Here is a 23,834-nt window from a genome sequence, read left to right on the forward strand (position 1 = left end):
AATTATTGTTTAATGTCCGCCAAATCAAGCATGAAGGCATATTCCATGGCAATCTCCCGGTAAGCCCTGAACCTGCCTGAAGCACCACCATGACCCGCTTCCATATTGGTGTTAAGAAGCAAAAGGTTATCATCTGTCTTGAACTTACGCAATTTGGCTACCCACTTGGCCGGCTCCCAATATTGCACCTGAGAATCAAAGTACCCGGTCATGACCAGCATATTTGGATAATCCTGAGCCTTCACATTGTCATACGGAGAATAGCTCTTCATGTATTCATAAGATTCAAGTTCATCAGGATTTCCCCACTCGTCATACTCGTTGGTGGTAAGCGGAATGGTAGGGTCAGACATGGTAGTGAGTACATCCACAAACGGAACCGCTGCGATCACCCCTCTAAACAGCTCCGGAGCCTGATTGACCACAGCGCCCATCAGTAGCCCACCAGCACTGCCCCCCATGGCAAAAAGCCTATTGGAATTCGTGAAATCCGCATTGATCAGATACTGTGCACAGTCCACAAAGTCGTTGAACGTATTCTTTTTCTTAAACATCTTACCATCGTCATACCAGGAACGACCCAGTGCCTGACTGCCTCGGATGTGAGCAATACCAAATGCAAAGCCACGATCCAGTAAGGACAGCCTGCTGGAGCTAAACCCCGGGTCAACGGTATGTCCATACGAGCCATATCCATAGAGCAAAAACGGTCCCTGTCCGTCTTTCTTGAATCCCTTTTTGTAAATGATAGACATGGGTATACTCCTGCCATCTCTGGCTTCTATCATGATGCGCTCTACTGTATACTGTGACGGATCATGACCACCCACCACTTCGTCCTGCTTCATCAGCTGGCGCTCTTTGGTGGCCATATCAAAGTCATAAACAGTCTCAGGAGTAGCCAGCGAAGAGTAATAATACCTTAGCGTATTGGTTTCAAAATCCTTATTGGTATCTATTCCAGCTTTGTAGGCCACTTCGTCCATTGGAATGTAATAATCTTCCTTGCTTTTCTGGTTGATCACCCGGAGCTGATTCAATCCGTCCTTTCTTTCTTCTACTACCAGAAAGTTTTTGAAAACCTCGATAGACGACAGCAAAACATCCTCCCTGTGTGGAATGACCTCTTTCCAATTGGATTTATCTGTGTTGCTCTCGTTCACCTCCATCAGCCTAAAGTTGGTCGCATCCCAGTTGGTGACCACATAGAATTTGTCCTCAAAATGCTCAATGGAGTACTCATGCACCCCTTCCCTGGGGGTAAACTGCCTGAATGCTCCGTTCGGGTTATCCGACTTCAAAATGTAGTGATCAGTAGATAAAGTACTGCTGTTCCAGATGATGATATACTCTCCGGATTTGGACTGATAACAACCTATGTAGTACGATGGGTCCTCCTCCTTATACACCGTCTGATCTGTGTCTGTGGAAGTACCCAAAGTATGCTTTTTGATTTCCTCAGAAAGCAGGCTTACCCTGTTTTTAGCGGTATAAAAAAGCGTCTGATTATCTGCAGCCCACGCCACTCCAGCTTCAGCAAAGGGAATCTCATCCTCCAGAAACTGACCAGTCTCCAGGTTCAATATCCTAATCGTATAAATTCTTCTGCTGAGGGTATCCTCACCGAAGGCCAACAACTTATTATCAGGACTTACCCTCAGTCCGGCCACATTGTAAAACTCCTGTCCCTCAGCCAGCTGGTTCACATCCAGTATCACCTGCTCTTTGCTGCTTAAACTTCCCTTTTTCCGGCAATAGATTGGATATTCCATGCCCTCCTCATAACGCGAGTAGTAATAGTAGCCATGACTCAGGTAGGGAACTGATTCATCGTTTTGACTGATACGCCCAACCATCTCCTGATAGAGTGTCTCCTGCAGAGTCTCTGTGGATTTTAATGCTTCACTGGTGTACTTGTTTTCACCTCCCAGATAATCCAGCACTTTTTGAGTTTGTTCATCAGGCTCAGCTGCCAGTTTTTGCTCATCCGAGAGGCGCATCCAGTAATAATTGTCTACTCGTACATCTCCATGACCTGTGAGTTCATAAGGCTGTTTTTCGGCAATTGGTGGCTGCATAGACATTTCTTCTTTTGTACGGTTAGAGGTTTCACCTGAGCACGCTACGTATAGCATGACGCTGAACAGGAGCACATAGGGTTGGGTAGATGTCATTGTCTTATTTTTTGAAAAGCTGAATTTAGCCATTTAGCGCAATAAATCCGTATTCAAAGCTTTCCTTTTCAAGCGGCGATTGATCAATGGATAAATCAGCACTGAAGCAAGTATAAGGGCAGTTCCCAGGTAGAATCCAGAGGTCATTTTCTCCTTTTCAGGAAAGAAAACAAGCGCCATGGCTATTCCGTACACGGGCTCCAGGTTCACAGTGAGGTTGACTGAAAAAGCCGACAAACGCTTCATCAGCTTTACCGAATAGGAATAGGCGTATACAGTACAGACCAGTGCCAATATGATCAGGTAGCCCCAATCGCTGAGTGTTGGACTCAAGGCCAGACTATCAATACCTTCAAAACTCAAATAAAGCGGGAAAAACAGGGCGATCGCGAGAGTGGCTCCGATCATCTCATAAAAAGTAATCACAAAAGGATCTTCCCGCTTAGTAAGCTTACCATTGATGACAGTGAACAATGCCGCAATGGCCGCAGATAACATCGCTAAAATCAGCCCCAGAAAGTAATCAAACTCCACATTGAAGATAATGGCGATCCCCACAAAGGCAATCACGCTCAGCACTACTTCATAGGGTTTGATCCGGCGCTTGTTAAAGAGGGGTTCGAGAAAACTGGTCCAAAGCGAACAGGTAGCCATACCCGCCAGACACACCGATACATTGGATATCCGGGCAGACAAGAAAAACAGGATCCAGTGTGCTGCAATCAAGGCACCAGTCCCTATTGTCACCCAATGGTCTTTTCGCTGCTGAAACAAAAAAGGTTTCTTTCTGAAGTACACGATGGCCAGGAGTCCCAGAGAAGCCAGCAGCGTTCTGAAAAATACCATTTCTACTGAGGGTAGCTCAATGAGGACCCCCAGAATGGCCGTAAACCCCCATATGAGTACAATAAAATGGAGAAATGCAAAGTCTTTGGTTTCTTGCGTCATCGGGGTACAGTATTATACATGAGCACGCCTACCACTGAGAAAATAATGTTGGGTATCCACACGGCCAGTATGGGATTGAGCGATCCCGCCTCGGCAATGGCCCGCGCCAGAATGAAGAATATGATGAAAATGAAGGCGATCAAAAATCCCAGCGCGATCTGAAAACCGGTGCCGCGCCGCGACTTTTTGGCCGACACAATTACCCCGATAAAGCAAAGGATAATTACCCCAAAGGGCTGCATGTACCGAATGTATTTTTCAATCTGATAGAGCTGTACGTCATCTGCGCCCCGACTCTTCTGTAGGGCTATGTAAGCATTCAGCTCAGGAATGGTGAGGGTCTCCTGTAGCCGTTCTTTGTTCTGAAAATCAGAAGGAGACATGTTCAGTAAGGTGTCCAGATCACCGGCGGCTCCGCCTGAGGTGATCACTTCTGTATTTTCAAAAATCTGTCTTCGCTGCCAGTTTTTGAGGCTCCACTTGGCCGTGGCAGTATCCCAGTGGATACGCTTAGCCGTAAGCTTGTCTTCCAGCCGCTCATCTACGATGCGCTCTAACGTCACGTTGTAGCCTATGTCCCGCTGATTATTGTATCGGTCTATATAGATATAATCGTTTTCCGCAATCTTCAGGTGAATATTCCTGTCAGAGTAGAAGTACGGCTTTTTCAGGTAGTTCAATTCAAACCCTATCCTGAATTTATTGGCATTGGGAATGACATAACCCATGAAAACGTAGCTCATAGCAGCGATCAACACTGCCGCCATGAAATAGGGAACCAACATCCTTCTAAAACTAACTCCTGAGGCCAGAATGGCAATAATCTCGGTCTGTGCGGCTAGCTTGGCAGTCACAAAAACAGTGGCAATAAAAGCTGTAATGGGGGTGAGCAGAATCGCAAAGTATGGAAAGAGGGTCATGTAATATTTGAAAATCTGCTCCCGGCTCACGTCATTCTGAATGAAATCATCATTCTTTTCTGTAAAGTCAATGACACAGATAATCAACACCAGCATGAACACCACAAACACGAAGGTGCTCAGCACTTTTTGCAATATGTACCAATCTAATTTCTTCAAAGTCGGGTTGTTACTTTTTTCACCATGGCCGTTTTCCAGCGGTCAAAGTTACCTGCTTTTATTTGTACCCTGGCTTCCTTTACTAACCATAGATAGAAGGATAAATTGTGAATGCTACAAATCTGGGCACCTAGTATTTCCTTACTCATGATCAGGTGACGAAGATAAGCCCGGGTATAGAAAGTGCTTACATACCCCTCTATAACAGGATCAATAGGAATATAGGCTTCTTTCCATTTTTCATTCTTGATATTAATAATCCCCTCACTGGTAAAGAGCATGCCGTTTCGGGCATTCCTGGTAGGCATCACACAGTCAAACATATCCACTCCCAGCGCAATACACTCCAGTATGTTTTCCGGAGTACCCACACCCATCAAATATCGAGGCTTATCTGCTGGAAGAATGTCGCAAACCAACTCAGTCATGGCATACATGTCCTCGTGTGGCTCACCCACAGACAAGCCACCGATGGCATTTCCTTCGCGCCCCTGCTCGGCAATGAACTCCGCAGACTGCTTGCGCAAATCGGGGTAAGTGCTGCCCTGCACGATGGGAAAAAACGTCTGACTGTAGCCATAAAGCGCATTGGTAGAATCAAACTGCTGTATACACCGTTTCAACCACCGGTGAGTCATGTGCATGGAATTCTCCGCATACTTTTTATCACATGGATAGGGCGTGCATTCGTCAAAAGCCATGATAATATCCGCACCAATGACCCGCTGTATATCCATCACACGCTCCGGCGTAAAATCATGCATGGAGCCGTCAATGTGAGACTTGAACCGCACCCCCGACTCAGTGATTTTTCGGTTGTCCCCCAGGGAGTAGACCTGATACCCCCCGCTATCCGTCAGAATGGGTCGATCCCAGCCATTGAACCCGTGAAGTCCGCCTGCTTTTTGGATTACCTCCAGACCAGGTCTCAGGTAGAGGTGATAAGTGTTACCCAAAATGATCTGGGCATTGATATCCTCCTTCAGCTCTCGTTGGTGAACGGCCTTCACCGTACCAGCAGTACCCACAGGCATAAAGATAGGAGTCTCTATTTGCCCGTGATCGGTTTCCACCAGGCCGGTTCGTGCCTTTGACTTGTCGTCGGTATGTAGTAGCGTAAATTTCATAAATGCGGCAAAAATAGTTGGCTTGGTATGAATATCACCATTTTGTGGCTCCTATCTTTACCCATTAAGCCCTATCACGTTTTGGAGTACTTTTTTTACACTTTTTCAATCCTTCACCTCTATCTGATCATTCAGACCGTGAAACCACTGCTGAGAAAGCGTACCTCAAAAGTCACCGCTACTTCGCCTGACTTTACGGTCCTGGTTTGTGCTCATAACGAGGAAGAGAACCTGAGGACACTTGTCCCCCTCCTTCTGGCTCAGGAATATCCATGTTTTGAAATAATCATCGTGCTGGACAGATGCACAGATGGGAGCAATACACTGATGAGTTCATTGGGCGATGACCGGATGCGAGTGATAGAAATTACTAGAGTACCGGAAGCTTATAACCCAAAAAAATATGCAATCAAAAGCGGTGTAGAAATGGCTGGGCACGAGTGGCTCCTGCTTACTGACGCTGACTGTCATCCCGTTTCCAATCAATGGATTGCCTCCTTTGCAAGGTGTGCTGCAGAGAAGACAGAGGTGATACTAGGCGTAAGTCCATATACCGACGAAGCAGGTCTGATCAGTCAGCTCACATCCTACGAAACACTCCATACTGCTATCCATTACACATCGGCTGCCTGCCAGGGGAAAGCTTACATGGGAGTGGGCAGAAACATCGCCTATCGAAAAGATACCTTTGAAAAAGTAGACGGATTTCACCCATTTGAGGCGGTAGTGGGTGGAGACGATGACCTGCTGGTACAAAAAATGAGCACTTCCGACAACACGGTGGTGAATTTTAACTCAGATAGTTTAACCTATTCCCTACCAGAACGTAAATGGGAAGGATATCTCAAGCAAAAAACAAGGCATTTGTCAGTGGGAAAGCATTACCAACCAGCAGTGAAAATGGCGCATTTTATAAGGGCCTTTGCTCACGGTGTTCTATGGCTTTGTTTCCTATATTTGCTCTTCTCCTTTCAGTACCCTACACGAATTATTGTACTGTTCGGCTTGTTGATACTGGTAAAAGGAGTATTTTTCAGAAAAATCGCCAATAATCTCGGGATGCCTTTTCATGGTATTTGGTTTCCTTTGATGGATTTGATTTATGCGGTTTTTTTACCCCTGCTAGGTGTCAGGGCCATGTTTGTAAAGAATATTAGATGGACGAAGTAAAAAGGCAATTTTCAGAAAAGGCCCTTCAGGATTTTAAACTCATCGATCGAGCAACGCTGCACAATGATGAGTCGGCTTTTGCTGACTTGATGAGCCGGTATAAAAAACCGGTATACCATATGATCCTCAAAATGGTGCGAAATGTAGATGACGCTGAGGACCTTACCATAGAAGCTTTTGCCAAGGCCTTCAAAAACCTGGCCCGTTTCAAAAAGGATTACACCTTTAGTACCTGGCTTTTTCGGATTGCCACCAACAACGCCATCGATTTTATCAGAAAGAAAAAACTGGAGACCTACAGCCTCAACACGTCATTTACGGATGATAGCGGCGAGTCTGTCAACATAGATGTGGAGGATGCCGAGCGTACTCCTGACGAAGAAGCGATCAACACACAAAAGATCGAGCTGGTGCGTATGTTTGTGACCAAACTACCCCCCAAATATCAGCGCCTGGTAAAGCTGAGGTACTTTGACGAACTCTCCTACGAAGAGATTGCCACAGAACTGGAGGCGCCGCTGGGCACCGTGAAGGCACAGCTTCACCGTGCCCGGGAACTCATGTACGAATTAGTGAAAGACAAAAAGAAACACATTTGATGTCAGGTGGTGTTCAGGTCATCTTTGACCACTTTCCGGATCTGTCCGCAGTACAAAAAAAACAGTTTGAAGCCCTTTCGGCATTATATGCCGAATGGAATGAGAAGATCAACGTGATCTCCAGAAAAGATATTGATCAGCTCTACACCCGGCACATCCTGCACAGCCTCGCCATTGCCAGCTTCATTTCGTTTCCTTCTGGCAGCAAAGTGCTGGACATTGGCACAGGAGGGGGGTTTCCGGGTATTCCGTTGGCCATCCTCTTTCCAGAATCTTCTTTTTTCCTGGCTGATAGCATTGGCAAGAAGATCAAAGTAGTACAGGAAGTAGCGCAGGCAATAGGCCTGACCAACGTGCATGCCGAGCACATCCGCGCCGAGCAGATCAAAGAAAAATTTGACTTCATTGTATCCAGAGCGGTGGCCAGAACCAAACAGCTCTACAACTGGACACATCAAATGATCCAGTCCTCAGACCACCCAACACTGGCCAGTGGATACCTTTTACTCAAAGGAGGAGAACTGGATGAAGAGATGAAGGAGTTTGGCCAGTCCCATAGCATCATCCCCGTCAGCGACTATTTCGAAGATCCCTTTTTCGAGACCAAAAAGATCATTTATATTCCGGTATAGCCGAATCGAATCATAAACCACCCCTCCTATGAACCACGAGGAATTTAGAAAAAACGCCCATGCCGCTGTGGACTGGGTGGCAGACTACTTACAGCAGATCGAAAAATACCCTGTAAAATCACAGGTGGCCCCCAAAGACATTTACGATCAGATACCTCCATCACCTCCCGGTAGTGGAGAGCCGTTTGAGGCCCTGATGAGCGATCTTGACAGCATTATTATGCCCGGAATCACCCATTGGCAACATCCCCACTTCCACGCCTATTTTCCCGGTAACTCCAGCTATCCATCAGTCATCGCCGAAATACTTACCGCGGGAATAGGTGCCCAGTGTATGGTGTGGGAGACCTCTCCCGCCGCTGCTGAGTTGGAGGAGCGCATGATGGAATGGTTCAAGGAAATGATGGGCCTTCCGACTGACTGGCACGGGGTAATCCAGGACACAGCCTCTACCGCCACACTTACTGCACTGCTTACTGCACGCGAATGGAAAACTGATTTTCAAAGCAACACCAAAGGTGTTACTGAAAGAAAATTAAGAATCTACTGCTCCACGGAGACGCATTCATCCGCCGAAAAAGCCGTGAAAATAGCCGGACTGGGCAGTGAAAACCTGGTGAAAATCCCCGTGGATGGTGAAATGTCTATGGTTCCAGCTGCGCTTCAAAAAGCAATCGAGGCGGATATGGCCATGGGGTACACCCCCTGCATGGTCATTTCCGCAATGGGCACCACTGGCACCCTCGCCTTTGATCCCACCAAACAGATCGGAGAAATCTGCCGGCAATACAACATCTGGTTTCATGTAGATGCTGCCTACGCAGGAAGTGCGCTGGTACTACCCGAACTTGAGTGGCTCAGAGAAGGACTGGAGCTGGCGGATAGTTTCGTTTTTAATCCGCACAAGTGGCTCTTCACCAATTTTGACTGCAGTGCTTACTTTGTAAAAGACAAAGAAGCCCTGATCAAAACTTTTGAGATTCTCCCAGAATACCTGAAAACCAAAACCAGAGGGCAGGTCAATGATTACAGAGACTGGGGCATCCAGCTGGGCAGGCGCTTTCGGGCACTCAAACTATGGTTTGTCATCCGCACCTACGGAGTTGATCACCTGAGATCCACCATCCGCACACATATTGGCTATGGAGCGTGGCTGGCTAATCAGATTGAGAAAGATTCACACTTTGAGCTCCTCACCCCCCAGAAACTGAACATGGTGGTCTTTCGCTACTCCGCTTCCGATAAAAGCACTGAGGAATTAAACACGATCAACGAAAGCATCCTCACCCAAATCAACCAGTCGGGCAAGGCCTATATTACTCACACCAAGGTAAATGGAATGTATGGCATCAGGGTGGTATTAGGCCAGACAAGGTTGGAAAAAAACCATGTGAAAAATTTATGGGGATTGTTGGTTAAAACGAGTGATGAATCATCCCATTAATAAAGCTCATTCATTAGAAAGCATTGATAATGAAGCACTTTCTGAACAACGGAACTTTAACTCGTCAACCTCTTCTTTTTCACAGAATTGCTTCTTATGTTTGATCAAATTATTCTAACCATAATCACAATTTTGATGAAAAAATTCTTACTTATCGCTTTTGCTCTGGGCTATTCCTTAGTAGGCCTTTCTAACGGAAAATACGCTATCGATGACTCTAAAGTTGAATCCATCATGGAACAAGCTATTTCAATTGATTCAAAAGTTGTTCTCGATAATCCTTTTTCTGTATCTGGGGTTCAGGAAGAAAAAAATGTGTGGATTGCCGTTGCTTTGGACTTCTTTTTAGGAGGCCTTGGTGTTCACAGGGTATACCTCGGTACACCTCCGGGAATTATTGCCGGTTATTTCTTCACCTGTGGAGGAATCTTCGGAATATTGCCGCTTGTTGATCTAATCGTTTTGGTCATCAACAATGAAGACATCAGTGCTTATGTGAATAAGAAGGGCCTGATAATGTTTAATTAATAGGCTGCTTTATCAATACTAGAAAAACCCTCTCTAAGAGGGTTTTTTCATTTAATACCCTTCATCAACTGGGAGCTCATTTTCCTTGCCTGCTCCTTGTTTCTTGCCATTGCCAATTCTCTTGCGTTCCTGGCTCCGCCCAGATAAAATGTATAAAACAAAGCCACCCCGGTCATCCCTCCTGTGAAGAAGTAGCCTTGATGCAGGCTATAGGCACTAAACCCTACTAATAGCACCTGAATACTCCCAGAAAGTACTCCTTTTAAGTAATGACCAGAATACATCTGCCCCACTCCCGGGAGGAATAAGGACAAGTTGTAAGCTTTGTCAGGATTCTTAGGTTTTAACTTACCCGAAAAAACTTCCTGAATCTGCTTACTAGTAATGCTCAAATGATCAGCATTTTGAAGAGCCAATTCTTTTGCTTCTACCCATTTATTCAAGCCAATAAGATTCAAAATTTCCAAAACCAGAATATCATTGTCCACCCCCTCCTGCGAAGTACCTTGTGACAATCGGTATTTCAGTAGCTCATCAAAACTTCTTTGATAATTCCCAAGCAAGTAGTTCAGAAGGATTTTCTCATATTTTAATGCCCCGTTTAGTGAATCTCTTGAAGAAATTTTAATGCGATTGAGTATATCCAGTGCAGATTGATAGTCGCCAATCCCTTTATAGATATAGGATTTCTGCAATAAGAAAAAACCTTTTCTAGATAAGTCACTCTCCTCAAAAGCAAGTCGCTCATAGTATAATGCACTTTTGAGCACATCACGAGGAATGTTCTCCTGTCCACTACTTACAAAGTAACCGTATAGGAATATGCATATGAAGCAATATCGCATCATGATTCGTTTTGTTAAAATTCACATTCTCCACCTTAACAGCAACCACACTCCCCCAAATATTGGCTACATAAAAAACTGAGAAGATGCTTCCAAAAACAATAAAGGAGGCACTTTTAGGGCCGTCTTTGCGATACCCTTCATAAGCTTGCAAGGCAAAAATAGTACTCGTCATCAGGCTCATGGTACCCTGCCCTATTTTGCCCAAATAAAACTTCCCTCCGCCTGGTATGATGGCCGATAGCACACCGGCAATCACAGGAGATTTGGCTTTTCGATCCCGCATTACATGGTGGGTGTCCAATAGGGCCTGCTGATGGTCAACAAGCTGATAATAATTAGGATCAAAGGAAGTTTGAAAGGACTCAAAGCGCTCAAAATTATGATCAAGCAATGACAATCCCGCCAAACTCAGCTTCCGAAGCTCAGCATGTAGCTCGGACAAACTATCGGTCTGCATCAAAACCTGATTCGCTTTGCCGTAATCACCAAGGTAGGCATACTGTAATCCTGAATAAAACCTGGATGTATTCCAAAAATTGAGATTTGAACGATTCACATCCTCAAAAAAACGTATCGAGCTCGCCCTGTTTTTCCGGAAGTACTCGAACATTCCCAGGTGAAAAGCAGTCGTATCTGTTCTTCCTAAAACCAACTCCTTTTGCTCCAGCCAAAAGACACCTTCATCGTAAGCCGAAATGGATTCGAGATGCAACAAGAATTGATAATCATTGTCTGAAAACCCCTGACCAAATGACCAAAGAGAACCTAATAAGCTTATGTGAATAAGAAAACTTCTCTTACTGATAGTCATCCCAATGATCTATTACCTTACCCTGTAAATTGATTAAGGCTGGAGAAGTTTCAGCAAAGGTCGCTCTGTTGCACCTGGTCAGTCTGTCAGCAGTCAGAAACAATCCCTTGAAGAATCCATAATGCTCAAAAGACAATTTACTGAACTCCGAACATGATTGATCGTAAATACAATCATTTAGTATCTGATCAGATAGGTGTTTCTGATAAAAATGAATTAGAAAAAATCCACGTTTCTGTGCTCCTTCGTTTTTTACGGTCAATCCTCTCTTCACCAGCTCAAAATCTCTTTGTTTATCTTGACCTTGAAGCATGTGAGACATTATCAACAGTGTCCCCACAATCAGAGAAACTTTCATTCAAGTAGAGTTGCGTTACTGGGTGTTTTGAAATCAGCAAACTCCTTATCCTTTGGTATATCAAATCTGAAATTAGAAAAGGTAGTCTTTGTAATCGTGGAGTCATTGTTCAGAAAATCTATCTCAGTAATAGACATAGGAAAATCAACTCCTCTCACAACCTCATAATCATAGTAGTAGGTCTTTTTCACATACTTCCCCTCCCTATTTATATAACCCATAAAAACCGGGTGATCTCCGTTGCTCACAAGTTCTACTCTGCCCAGATCTCTCATAGCTGCAGGCGGGGTATATTCTGATATTAGCATCATATCCTCAATCCTGGACTCTTCCAGGGAAAAACCCACCTCGGTTAGACCTAAATCTTCACTGCTACCAAACAAGAAATAGTAAAAAGTAGTATTCTGACTGCCCATTCTGTTATCCAAAGACTTGACAACTGTGTTCTCTTTCGTATTGAATATCTCAACATTTCCTAATGAGTTATTCAGAACATACATATCAATTGGGCTAACGAAATGGGTAACCATCTCTCCAGATGGCTTATAAAATACGCTGGCCTCTACTCTGGATATCATTCCATGTGAAGTAGATCGCTTGACCATACTGAAACTGACCCAATCAAAATCTAATTGTATCAAGGTGACGAATGGAATCAAAAATGTCAGTAAAACATTCATAAGAGTTAAATAATTTTAACAGCCGCCAAATTACCAAAGATCATGGATTTATTTTTTGAAACAATGATCTAATTTGAGGATCAATAACAATCTGATGTCATCATGAAAAAAATCGTTGTTCTATCAGGTGCAGGCATTAGTGCCGAGAGTGGCATCAGCACTTTCCGGGATTCCGGTGGGCTGTGGGAAGGCCATGAGGTCATGGATGTGGCCTCACCGGAAGGTTGGCACCGAAACCCAGAGCTGGTACTGGATTTTTACAACCAAAGGCGAAAACAAGCGTTATCAGCAATACCTAACATAGGACATACCGTACTTGCGGAACTCGAACAGGATTTTCAAGTGACCATCATCACTCAAAATGTAGATAATCTGCACGAAAAAGCAGGTAGTAGTCATGTTATTCACCTCCATGGTGAACTCCAGAAGGTGAGAAGCACCATAGATGAAACGCTCATTTACGACCTGGATGGTTGGGAACTTAAGCTTGGAGATCTCTGTGAAAAAGGGAGTCAACTTCGCCCTCACATCGTATGGTTTGGAGAAATGGTTCCAATGATGGATGCTGCCATTGCCGAGACGCGCAGGGCGGATGCCTTCATAGTGGTGGGTACCTCGCTGATGGTCTATCCTGCTGCCGGTTTACTAAGTTTTGTAGGTAACGCTATACCAAAGTACATTATCGACCCCAAACTGCCCCCATTGGACCATGTTCCCAACCTCCATACTTTTCCTATGCCAGCCACTGTAGGATTAACCACTGTCTGCAACAAAATTAAAGGTGATAATCTTAGAAAAATCTAATTGTTTATCTGTTTCGTACCTTGAAGAAATAGACTTAACTTAGCGGCTCAGCTACTTGGATATTAGATACTCTCTTCTTTGTTGATATTTAGAACATTGTTCTGAAAAAAGGATCAGTACGCGATGTGGTGTACGAATCATTATTTCAGAGTTGATGATACCGCCAATATAATTAGAAGTGATTAATCTAAGAAAAACCTTCCTCTTGGCAGTTTTAGTCACGGGGTTGCACCTATCGTACGGGCAGACACCAGGTCTGATAACGGATGACTGTACCTACACAGACGGGGATCTGGTCTCTACATACAATCCCATGGATCCAAATGAAGATGGATACACCTCCGTGAATGGGACCGGATATACAGCGGGTCAGGAAGATGACGAAATCAGCTGGATTGGAATTCCTCAGATCACCACTGAGCCAAACGGAGATATAGCCACGGGACCTTCCTGCGGTTCCACAGACATTGTAGATGCCCCATCTGGCGGTGAATCTTCCTATGTATTTTTTGATAATTCCCAGGGAAGTTCAGAATTCCTGATTTACCGAATCAGGGTAGCCAAGGAGCCCAGTGGGGCTTTTGGCTATAGCATTCTCGTGGATACCGATGGCCGCATTGGGTCGGCAGATGCGAATAGCACCAGTGGCAATCCTGGATTCGAATATGAAATAAGGGTATCACTGGGAAATAACGAGTCAGGAAATGTGTTCATTGAAGACATAGATGGTACCACCACAGGTTCATTGGTCACCAGTTATAGTCAGGCAGACAACTTTCAGCGGTCAGATGCCAGGTTTCAGGATGCTTCCTGTTCTGGTGATGTCAAATTCTTTGATTTCTTCATAGACATAGCGGATCTGGGCCTAACCAGCTCATCTACTGTCCGCCTGGCAGCAGCCACTTCCACACAGCCAAGTAATGGCATTTTATCCAATGTCTCCGATATCGCGGGTATAGATGATGACATCATAGGAACCCTGGGACCTGATAGTTTGCAAGATCAGGATGCCACCTTCATACAGTTGATAGAACTACAAAGCCCAACCCCCATTTCGGACTTAGGAGAAAATGGATGTTTCAAAACCGGAACGAGTGAAACTCCGATTGTTCTATCGCCTATTTTGGACAGTAATACCCGTATTAATGGATATGTAAATGAACCGGAAGGGGCGTTTGTAACGGTATTTGTCAATGGAGATACGCTTGGGGAATCGCTGGTCACCAGTACTGGTCGTTGGAGTATTACTTTCAATCAGGGAAGCTTAAGGCCTTATGACGAAATCACGGCCATTGTAGCCGATAGCTGCGAACTCCAATCCGCCGTAAGTGCTAAAGTAAATGTCATCAACGATTTGGATTCTGATGATGACGGCATCCTGGACGATTCGGATGAAGGTAACGGCGTAGATCCCGGGGGTGATGCTGACGGAGATGACATCCCCAACTATCTGGATACTGATTTTCCGGATTTTGTGGACACCAGCCCTGCTGACGGAATCAATGACGCCTTTGATCCGGATGGTGACGGAATCCCAAACCACTTCGACCCTGACTCCAATGGTGACGGAGTTTTGGATTTTATAGCAGCCGGTGGAGATCCTTCGGATGATCTCAATGGTAATGGAATCATTGATTCTATGGAGGATGATGACGGAGACGGTATACCTAATACGGTAGACGCTGATGACCCATCCAACTCCGGCTGCACCGACGTGTTATCTGCGGGTGGGGCTTATCCCGATGGCATCTGTGACAGTTATCAACCCTCAGGAATAGGTGGTGGTGGATCGGCCAATGATGCTGATGGGGACGGTATTGCCGACGAATATGATCCTGACAGTGACGGAGACGGGTTGGCAAGCGAGGTGGACCCTGACGAAGGTGGTACCGCCTTGTCCATCGATGATGTAGACAATGACGGCCTCCCCAATCACCTGGATGGTGATTCTGATGGCGATGGAATACCCGATTCGGTGGAGTCTACGATCAATGATGGAGATAGTGACGGCATTCCTGACTATTTGGATACTGACTCTGACGGTGACGGTATCCTGGATTACATAGAAGCGCAAAGTTCAAACTCGCCGGTCAGTCCATCTGGTAATGATACGGATGGGGATGGTATTGACGACAGTTTTGATACAGACAATGGGGGTATAGATCTAAGTAGCCCTGCTAATACTGATGGGACAGGTCTACCCGACTATCTGGATACAGACTCCGACGATGATGGCATCCTTGACAGTATTGAAAGTAATGACCTGAACAGAGATGGCATCGCAGACACCACACCCTCAGGATCAGATACCGATGGAGATGGGCTTGACAATACGTTTGATCCCGATAATGGAGGTACCCTTCCCCCTTTGTCGGATACAGATGGTGATGGCATTCCTGACTTTAGAGATACTGACGATGACGGAGATGGTACCGATACCGTAACCGAAGGTTCTGGATTTACGCAGGGAGGCAACCCCATCCCCGACTATTTATACAACCCGGATTATGACAATGATGGGGTAATAGATAGCGCGGATCCCGACTCAGATAATGATGGCATCCTGGATGCTGATGAAGACGGAGGCACAGGCTATAATCCAACAGGCGATGAAGATGGTGATGGCATTCTCAATTACCTCGATTTGAGTGAGGCAGCTTACGGGTTTGAGACAGATTCAAATGGAGATGGTATTGTAGATGCTTTTGATTTTGATCAAGACGGAATTCCTGACTTTCATGATCTGGACTCTGACAATGACGGAATCACTGATATAATAGAAGCAGGAGGTGTAGATGCGGATTTTGATGGGACAGCTGATGGAGCAGATACTGACGGTGACGGGTTGCTGGATGTTTTTGACTCTGATAATGGAGGTACTTTACTCACCATTCCGGATTTCGATTCGGACGGCCTTTCCGATCATTTTGACATTGATGCTGATAATGACGGAATAGTGGACAATGTGGAGGCCCAAAATTCCATCTCCTACATTTCACCTTCAGGCAATGATTCCGATAAAGATGGTATCGATGATGCCTATGATACAAGCAGCGGTGGCACCTACCTCACTCCCGTCAATACGGATGGGGTCGGAAATCCGGATTATTTTGACCTGGATGCTGATGAAGATGTTATCAACGACATCATAGAAGGGCACGATGGCGATACCAATGGCGTAGGTGATTGGGATAGCAATGGAAATGGCGTGGTAAATGGCGCCGAAGGAACTGGCGACGCTGATGGAGATGGCCTTTTGGACGCATTTGATTCGGATAACACTAACTATAACCCGGTCGCATCCAATTCCGCTCTGCAAGACACAGACGGTGATGGCACTAAGGACTTTCAGGATACAGATGATGATGGAGACGGGCTAACCACAAGTGCGGAAGGCACAGGTTTTCTTCAAGGCGGAGGCACCATACCGGACTATCTATATAATCCTGACTCAGATCATGATGGTATCAATGATGATTTGGATGCGGATTCTGACAATGACGGAATCCCAGATTTGGAAGAAAACGGAGGAGTCATTGATGAGCAGGGTGCAGGCGCAGGCGAGTCGCTCAGTCCGACTGACGACAGAGATGGTGATGGCATCATGAATTACCTGGATCTGAACGATTCCAACTTCACAGCCACGGACACTAACAACGACGGAATTGTGGATCAGTTTGATGCTGATCTGGATGGCATTCCGGATTTCCTGGATCTGGATTCTGATAATGACGGGACTTTGGATATCATAGAGGCTGGGGGTACTGATGCAGACAATGATGGCAGACAAGACAGTATGCTGGATACTGATCAGGACGGAATTCAGGACAGCGTGGATGTGGACCAGACCGGAGGAAATGACATTGACGGAGATGGGATTGACGATGCCTACGATGTAACCTTCGTTGCATTGGGTACGGATGCAGATGGTGACGGCATAGAAGATGATTTCGATCCTGATCAGGACGGAGACGGTTTGGCAAATACCGTAGACGGGGACTCAGGAGGTACACCTCTCGCTAACCCTGATACAGACAGTGACGGTGTGATAGACATTTATGACCTGGACTCTGACAATGATGGCATCACCGACCTGAAGGAAAGTGGTGGTGCGGACACAGACGGAGATGGCCGGGCCGATGACTCAACTGACTCTGATAGAGATGGCATCGTGGATACTTATGACAATGCCCCGTTAAGTGCTTCAGATAAGGACAATGATGGATTGCCCAACCGATTGGATTTGGATAGTGATGGTGATGGCATTGCTGATGTACTGGAAGCCGGTGGTACGGACAGCGATCAAAATGGTCGCCTTGACGCTTTTGTGGACACAGACGGTGATGGTTTAAATGATTTGATAGACACTGACAATGGCGGAACAATGCTGGCCCTCCCCGATACTGATAATGATGGGCTTGCCAATTTCCTGGATATTGACTCAGACGGTGACGGCATTCTGGATATCAGAGAGGCCCAGTCTACTGCCGGTTATGTGGCCCCCTCGGACTCAGACACGGATCAGGACGGACTAGACGACAGTTATGACCCGGACAACTCTGGAACCGCCCTGGTTCCGGTCAACACAGACGGAAAAGATGTAGCAGATTATCTTGACAGTGACTCAGACAATGACGGCATCAGTGACAACATTGAAGGCAATGACGCAGATAACAATGGTGTAAGAGACACCAACCCATCCGGTGCAGATGATGACAATGATGGCCTGGACAATGCTTTTGATCTGGATTGTGCCCCATGTGGGAGTGTAACAGGCGCCTCGGTGGCCAGACAAGATCTGGATGGTGACCTCACTCCCGACTGGAGAGACACGGATGATGATGGTGATGGTATCAACACCATCGATGAACCACTGGACCTCAACCCTGCCAATGGAATCAAGGATTACCTTGAGGATAACGTAGGATCATGTGGACTGCAGTTTATCACTACCGATTTTAACGGAAATGCAGATCTGGTAGAATCCAACAACGGAATTACCAATCCAGCCAATGCCCTGGGTGGAGGAGATACCGACGATGCCATTTTTCCTTCTATAGGCAACTTCCTTATTCTGGATCTCACAGATGTCATTCCCCAGGGACAGGCCATTACAGTTACCTACAGGAGCTCTAAGGCAAATACCGCTACAGTGGCTCTTACTTCCAGTGCGGCGGCCGCCTCGGGCTTTGGCAACAGTGTAAACCTAAGCGACAACAACACAACCTATAACAACACTGCATATACTGTCACCACCTCTGGTGGCATCAGGTATCTCCGCTTCGAGTTTACCGTATCCAGCGGTAACGCAGATTTTCACCTCGATGCAGTATCCTATCAGTTTACCCAGTGTGATCCCGATTGGGACAATGACGGAGTGGCCGATGTGGATGACAATGATGATGACAATGATGGCATTAGAGACGATGTGGAAGTTTCGGCCGCACTGCTCGGGGATGAAGATAGTGATGGTACACTCAATTATGAAGACCCAGATTACAGCGGTTTTGTGGATCTTTTTGGAGATGGTATTGATGATAATTCAGATTTTGATCTCGACGGGGTTCCAAATCATCTTGACCTGGACTCTGACAGTGACGGTATAGTAGATGCCATGGAGGCGAATGGTGGATCCCTGCCAAATAACATGCTCGATGATGGGAGGTTCTCGATAGCCTATGTTCAGTCCAACGATTTTGATGGAGATGGACACGCCAACGTGTATGATGCCTCGGATGGTGGCACCCCTCTCACCAATCCTGATACTGATAGTGATTCAAATAAAGATTTTCTGGATACTGACGCTGACGGTGATGGGCAGGGAGATGCCAAAGAAGGATATGACGATAATGGCAGCGGAGATTCGCTTGATGATTATGTGGATCGTGCAGCCTCATTTGAAACGAGCGCTTCGAATCCCGGCTATTATACCACCACAGACTCAGACCTTGATGGGATACCGGACTGGCTGGAAGACAATGACAGTGATGGGATTCCTAATTTTCTCGAACCCAGCCTATCATTTTATCACGATACCGATGGCGACGGGCTGGTGGATCTGTTTGACTACACCAATTTCGGAAGTGCCAGCAACACCCCCGATAAGGATGCTGATGGATTGCCAGACTACAGGGACACTGATAATGTAATTACACTTCCCGTCTCACTGTTACAGTTCAGTGCGAAAGCAGCAAATGACGGAATAAGTCTTACCTGGGAGACTGCCTCCGAGATCAATAATGATTACTTTATCTTGAACCGATCGGTTGACAAGGTTAACTTTTCGCCCATCGCCACCATCAAAGGGCATGGCACCAGCAAGGAATTTCATTCCTATCAGTATTTCGATTTACTCAAAACCTCAGGCACCTATTATTATCGTTTGGATCAAAAGGACTTTGATGGCACAACAGTACAACTGCAGACAATAAGGGTGGAGTACAGCGCAGATGAAATTCTCCTACAGGTGTATCCCAATCCAACCACGGAGTTTTTAACTGTGCGTGGCAATGTACAACTCAAAGTTTCCAACCTCCACATTATTGACCTAACGGGCAAAGAGATCAGGCCTCAGGTGATTTACATGGATACTCATGGACTGAAACTGAACCTTCAAAATCTCCAAAACGGAGTCTACATCCTCACCCTAACCTCAGGTGAATTATCATGGCAGCATAGGTTTATCAAAAAATAACATCCCCCGACCAAACACTTATGCGAAATATTACCCACCAACACTCTTGGTGCAAATCTCCATTGACGTGCAATCACCATATCAGCACGTGCTACAATCCAGCTATGAGACAGGCCCACCGAATTAATTGTCTTGTTTATCTAAAAAAAATAGGGAATACATACAGCACTGTCCAGATTCGCACTGCATGCTTTCACCGTTTATGACCAATAAAACTCATACCCATTCTTACTCGACCTTCTGGCTTATACTCCTGCTCATCGGGAGTATAAATGTCGCAGTTGCTGAAGGTTCCAGGACACTGGCACCGAACTATGCCGACACCTCCTCACTCGTGGCACCCGGTGCCACCAACAATGACTTTGCCTGGTTGGAACACGATGGTTTTGGAGGAGCCAATGATAATTTTCTTGACCCCTCAGCTCCTGCCAATGAGCGACTTTACATCCGCTTGAAAGCCGGTGAAACACTGCGGTATGGAATCAGGCGAATCCCTGTGAGATACGCTCCGGGCAGTTCCTATTCCAACTCGGCAACAGAGCACAATAACCATGAATACCTGACCATTGTAGTCTATGATAGTGATGGCAATGTTGTGAATAGCACTACCCTCACCAATGATAATAGCCCGAATCACGGTGCGTGGCTGGATGCCGGTCAGCCCGGGGTGATTGGCACGGTGGCTTCATCACTTATTGGCCCTCAGTTCACCTACAATTCTAATACTTACAATGCCGGTGGATATACCCCCATAGAATACACCAACAACGATCCGCAAGGAGATCAGGACTTCTACATTGCTTTTATTCAGGACGATGGTGGAACCAATGACATAGACGAAAGAAGCTGGTATGACCTTTGGGATTTTTCTGTATATGACGGCAATGAGGAGAAACCAGGCCGGATGCATTGTACCAGGTGGAGTCTTACTGCACAATATTTCGATAACCTGCTTGCTGATGAGGTTAATTTCTATGTGAGGGTACCATCCACCATCGATGGCGGTGATGCCGGGAACTACATCAAGGAAGTTCAGCTTGGCGGTCTCAACCCCTTTTCATTGGTCGTATACGCCAACTCTCAGGGAACGGACGGTACTGATGGCGACACCAATGGAGATGGAATCACCGACTTTCAGGATTACCGAATGAGTGTGACCAATGAAATTGCGGAAATAGAGTATGACCTCTTCATCAACAACCCGGATGTTGACCTTTACCCTACGACCGTATTACCAACCATTTCCATTACCGATGCTAATGTTTACTGTAATTCCAGCACGGGTGGAGGTGCCGCTGCCATCTATTTTGAAAGCAATCAGGTAGGACAAATTGCAGTGCTCGTGGACCTGGATGGTACCAATGGATACCAGGATGGCACAGAAGATGTGATCATTGAAACTGAGATAACCACCGAAGGTGAACATGTCATTCGTTGGGATGGACTTAATGGCTTTGGGGCCACAGTGCCCTCTGGAACAAATCTCACCATTTCAGGGAGGTTTACCTCTGGTCCTATTCATGTTCCTCTTTGGGATGTGGAAGAAAATGATCAGGGCATGAACATGCTCGACATCAGACCCAATACCAGCTTCAACCTTATTTACTGGGATGATAGTGACATATTCACCGGTGTAAACCCTGAAGTAGAACTGGACGGAACCAATACGTCATTGCATACCTGGACAAGTGGAGACGATGACCTGATCAACACCTGGTCTTTTGGTTACTATCAAATCAACACCCAAAACATCACTTTTGAATATAGCTGCGATGCTGATGGGGATGGAGTGGCAGATGCCTTAGATGAAGACAGTGACAATGATGGGGTGCCAGATACCGAGGAAGGTGATCATGACGCTGACACTGATGGCGATGGGATCCCAGACTACCTCGATCCGGATGTAGATGGAGATGGAGATGTGGATGCCAATGATAACTGGGCAGACATTAACGGGGATGGCATCAATGACAATTTTGATTACGACCTGGATGGGATTCCCAATTCAGTGGATCTGGACTCAGACAATGACGGAATCACCGATCTGGTAGAAGCCGGAGGTACCGATAGTGACAATGACGGAAAATTGGATGGATTCACTGATGTCACCGGAAGATTCACTTTTAGTGGGTATTCCATCTCGACAGGTTGTAGTTCCTCGGTGACCACCATCACTACCCCTACCACCCTTACAGGTTGGGCAGATGACCAAACCCGGCAGATCACACTACCTTTTGCCTTCGAGTTTTATGGCACTTCATTTGCCGCCAACAGTAGTTTATACCTCAATAGTAATGGCTGGGTAAGCTTTAATAACATTGATCCGGGTACAGATTGGAGGCCAGACCCTTATCCTTCAGGAACCTACCCCAATACCATTGCTTTCCATCATGTGGATATGACCCCAAACAGCGGGGGCACCATTACTTACGGAACCAATGGAACCGCCCCCAACAGGGTATTTATAATCTATCTACAAAACGTGCCCTTCTATGGTCAGAATGGAACACTCACTGCCCAGCTGCAACTTCACGAAGGCACCAACGAAATAAGAGTAGTTACTACCAACCTCAATCCCGATGGTGGTGGAGGTATGACACAGGGCTTGAACCAGGACGGCACTACGGCGATTACTGTGACAGGAAGAAATGATCAAAACTACACCATTGGATCACCCGAATGTCAATCGTTCACTCCTACTTATGTAGGTGCACCAAATGGAGTAGATGATACGCTGGATTCAACACCTCTTCCTAATCCGGACACCGATGGAGATGGATTGGCAAACTTTCGGGACCTGGACTCTGACAATGATGGCATAGTAGATACCTACGAGGCTGGAGGCACAGCCAATACGTCCACGGGTCAGATTGCTGATTTCACAGACAGCGATGGCAATGGACTCAATGATCAGCAACAAATCGTAGCCCTTGCACTGCCAGACTCAGATGGTGATGGATTTGATGACTACCTGGATATTGACAGTGACAATGATGGAATCAGAGACTACATTGAAGCACAACAAAGCTCACTTTTTATTGACTTTGCAAACAGCGACACCAACTCCAATGGACTGGTGGATGTTTATGACCCCAATATAGGTGGTACCATACTTACCCCGGTTGATACAGATTCAGATGGGCTCCCTGATTATACAGACACTGATGCGGATAACGATGGCGTGGTAGATTTGATTGAAGGATGGGACTCTGACCAAAATGGAATCTCTGATCTGGATACCAATGCCGATGGAATCATCGATGACACAGATGCCTGCGCCGGCTATACCACACCTGGTCTGCTCAGAGCGGAAAATGCAGATTTCGAAAACGGACTGAACGGCCTCACAGGATTCTCGGGAGACGTTTTCGTAACCTCCGATGCACAGTCTGGTGCTTCCGCAATTATCGCTGGTCCTGCTGCTGGCGGTACTTATGTTTCCGAATACATCCCGGTGGAGGCAGGACAGGCCTTCCAGTTTACAGGATATGCCAAAATAACCGGCAGCCCTGGTTATACCGGCATAGGCATCACCTTCTGGGATGAAGACATCAGCACCCGGCTTAGCGAACCTCAAGCTCAGGTGTTGGCAACCACTTACACCCTTTATACGGTCAATGCAACCGCTCCGGGTGGAGCCGCATTTGTGGAAGTCTGGACCTATAAATCCGGGGCCACGGGCACCTTGACTTTTGATAATTTTTCACTCATCCTTACATCTGCCTGCTCCGGAACCCTCTCAGATGACTCTGATGGAGATGGCCTTCTTGACCTTTTTGAAAATTACAATACTCCCCTACAAAACACCGATGGGGCAGATGAAAGTGACTGGCAGGATGATGATGACGACAATGACGGATCACCCACAGCAGGTGAAGATGTCAATGGTAATGGAGACTGGTCTGATGACTTTACAGAAGGCGGTGGAACTATCCCGG

The 23,834-nt window shown here is 46.1% G+C and carries 15 protein-coding genes and 1 pseudogene; 8 read left to right on the forward strand and 8 right to left on the reverse strand.

The features are described 5' to 3' along the window. Positions 1–2 precede the first annotated feature (2 nt). The 4 genes from RIH33_RS01770 to tgt are packed head-to-tail and all read right to left on the reverse strand — an operon-like array spanning position 3 to position 5,328. The gene (locus RIH33_RS01770) at positions 3–2,174 is read right to left on the reverse strand and encodes a S9 family peptidase (protein ID WP_406654704.1); all 2,172 of its coding nucleotides are present in this window, start codon (positions 2,172–2,174) and stop codon (positions 3–5) included. A 33-nt stretch (positions 2,175–2,207) separates the two neighbouring features. After that, entirely contained in the window at positions 2,208–3,122 is a 915-nt protein-coding gene (locus RIH33_RS01775) for a DMT family transporter (protein WP_406654705.1), read from the reverse strand. Further along, positions 3,119–4,201 (reverse strand): LptF/LptG family permease, encoded by a 1,083-nt coding sequence (locus RIH33_RS01780; RefSeq protein ID WP_406654706.1) that lies wholly within the window; start codon positions 4,199–4,201, stop codon positions 3,119–3,121. Before RIH33_RS01780 ends, RIH33_RS01775 begins: the two co-directional genes overlap by 4 nt. Further along, complete coding sequence (tgt, locus tag RIH33_RS01785) at positions 4,198–5,328, reverse strand: tRNA guanosine(34) transglycosylase Tgt (protein ID WP_406654707.1); 1,131 nt, start codon at positions 5,326–5,328, stop codon at positions 4,198–4,200. Before tgt ends, RIH33_RS01780 begins: the two co-directional genes overlap by 4 nt. A 27-nt stretch (positions 5,329–5,355) precedes the next feature. Between tgt and RIH33_RS01790 the strand changes: the two genes are divergently transcribed. From RIH33_RS01790 to RIH33_RS01810, 5 genes are all read left to right on the forward strand, one after another. Next, positions 5,356–6,498 carry a glycosyltransferase gene (locus RIH33_RS01790; protein ID WP_406654708.1) on the forward strand — a complete coding sequence of 381 codons (1,143 nt, stop codon included), beginning with the start codon at positions 5,356–5,358 and terminating at the stop codon, positions 6,496–6,498. Next, entirely contained in the window at positions 6,486–7,097 is a 612-nt protein-coding gene (locus RIH33_RS01795; protein ID WP_406654709.1) for an RNA polymerase sigma factor, read from the forward strand. Before RIH33_RS01790 ends, RIH33_RS01795 begins: the two co-directional genes overlap by 13 nt. Further along, complete coding sequence (gene rsmG, locus RIH33_RS01800) at positions 7,097–7,729, forward strand: 16S rRNA (guanine(527)-N(7))-methyltransferase RsmG (RefSeq protein WP_406654710.1); 633 nt, start codon at positions 7,097–7,099, stop codon at positions 7,727–7,729. The genes RIH33_RS01795 and rsmG overlap by 1 nt, the downstream gene beginning before the upstream one ends. Before the next feature lie 28 nt (positions 7,730–7,757). Further along, positions 7,758–9,173, forward strand: a complete 1,416-nt coding sequence (locus tag RIH33_RS01805) for a pyridoxal phosphate-dependent decarboxylase family protein (protein WP_406654711.1) — start codon at positions 7,758–7,760, stop codon at positions 9,171–9,173. Between the two features lie 135 nt (positions 9,174–9,308). Beyond that, entirely contained in the window at positions 9,309–9,701 is a 393-nt protein-coding gene (locus RIH33_RS01810; RefSeq protein WP_406654712.1) for a TM2 domain-containing protein, read from the forward strand. Positions 9,702–9,748: 47 nt separating this feature from the next. Here RIH33_RS01810 and RIH33_RS01815 read toward each other — a convergent pair whose 3' ends face one another. Genes RIH33_RS01815 through RIH33_RS01830 form a run of 4 tightly spaced genes read right to left on the reverse strand, consistent with a single transcriptional unit; the run spans position 9,749 to position 12,296 of the window. Further along, positions 9,749–10,549 carry a hypothetical protein gene (locus RIH33_RS01815; RefSeq protein ID WP_406654713.1) on the reverse strand — a complete coding sequence of 267 codons (801 nt, stop codon included), beginning with the start codon at positions 10,547–10,549 and terminating at the stop codon, positions 9,749–9,751. Beyond that, positions 10,497–11,360 (reverse strand): hypothetical protein, encoded by an 864-nt coding sequence (locus tag RIH33_RS01820; protein WP_406654714.1) that lies wholly within the window; start codon positions 11,358–11,360, stop codon positions 10,497–10,499. Before RIH33_RS01820 ends, RIH33_RS01815 begins: the two co-directional genes overlap by 53 nt. Then, positions 11,347–11,673, reverse strand: a complete 327-nt coding sequence (gene yidD / locus RIH33_RS01825) for a membrane protein insertion efficiency factor YidD (RefSeq protein WP_406654715.1) — start codon at positions 11,671–11,673, stop codon at positions 11,347–11,349. The genes RIH33_RS01820 and yidD overlap by 14 nt, the downstream gene beginning before the upstream one ends. A 41-nt stretch (positions 11,674–11,714) precedes the next feature. After that, positions 11,715–12,296 carry a hypothetical protein gene (locus tag RIH33_RS01830; RefSeq protein ID WP_406654716.1) on the reverse strand — a complete coding sequence of 194 codons (582 nt, stop codon included), beginning with the start codon at positions 12,294–12,296 and terminating at the stop codon, positions 11,715–11,717. A 204-nt stretch (positions 12,297–12,500) separates the two neighbouring features. On the opposite strand from RIH33_RS01830, the gene RIH33_RS01835 reads away from it, so the two are divergent. The 3 genes and pseudogenes from RIH33_RS01835 to RIH33_RS01845 all read left to right on the forward strand — a co-directional run. Further along, positions 12,501–13,202: an SIR2 family NAD-dependent protein deacylase gene (locus RIH33_RS01835; RefSeq protein ID WP_406654717.1), complete on the forward strand. Its 702-nt coding sequence runs from the start codon at positions 12,501–12,503 to the stop codon at positions 13,200–13,202. Positions 13,203–13,407: 205 nt separating this feature from the next. Further along, positions 13,408–19,896 (forward strand): T9SS type A sorting domain-containing protein, encoded by a 6,489-nt coding sequence (locus RIH33_RS01840; protein WP_406654718.1) that lies wholly within the window; start codon positions 13,408–13,410, stop codon positions 19,894–19,896. Between the two features lie 202 nt (positions 19,897–20,098). Continuing rightward, a pseudogene (locus tag RIH33_RS01845) lies at positions 20,099–23,834 on the forward strand (hypothetical protein); the annotation flags it as partial.

Source organism: Marinoscillum sp. (assembly GCF_040222955.1).
Taxonomy (GTDB): domain Bacteria; phylum Bacteroidota; class Bacteroidia; order Cytophagales; family Cyclobacteriaceae; genus Marinoscillum.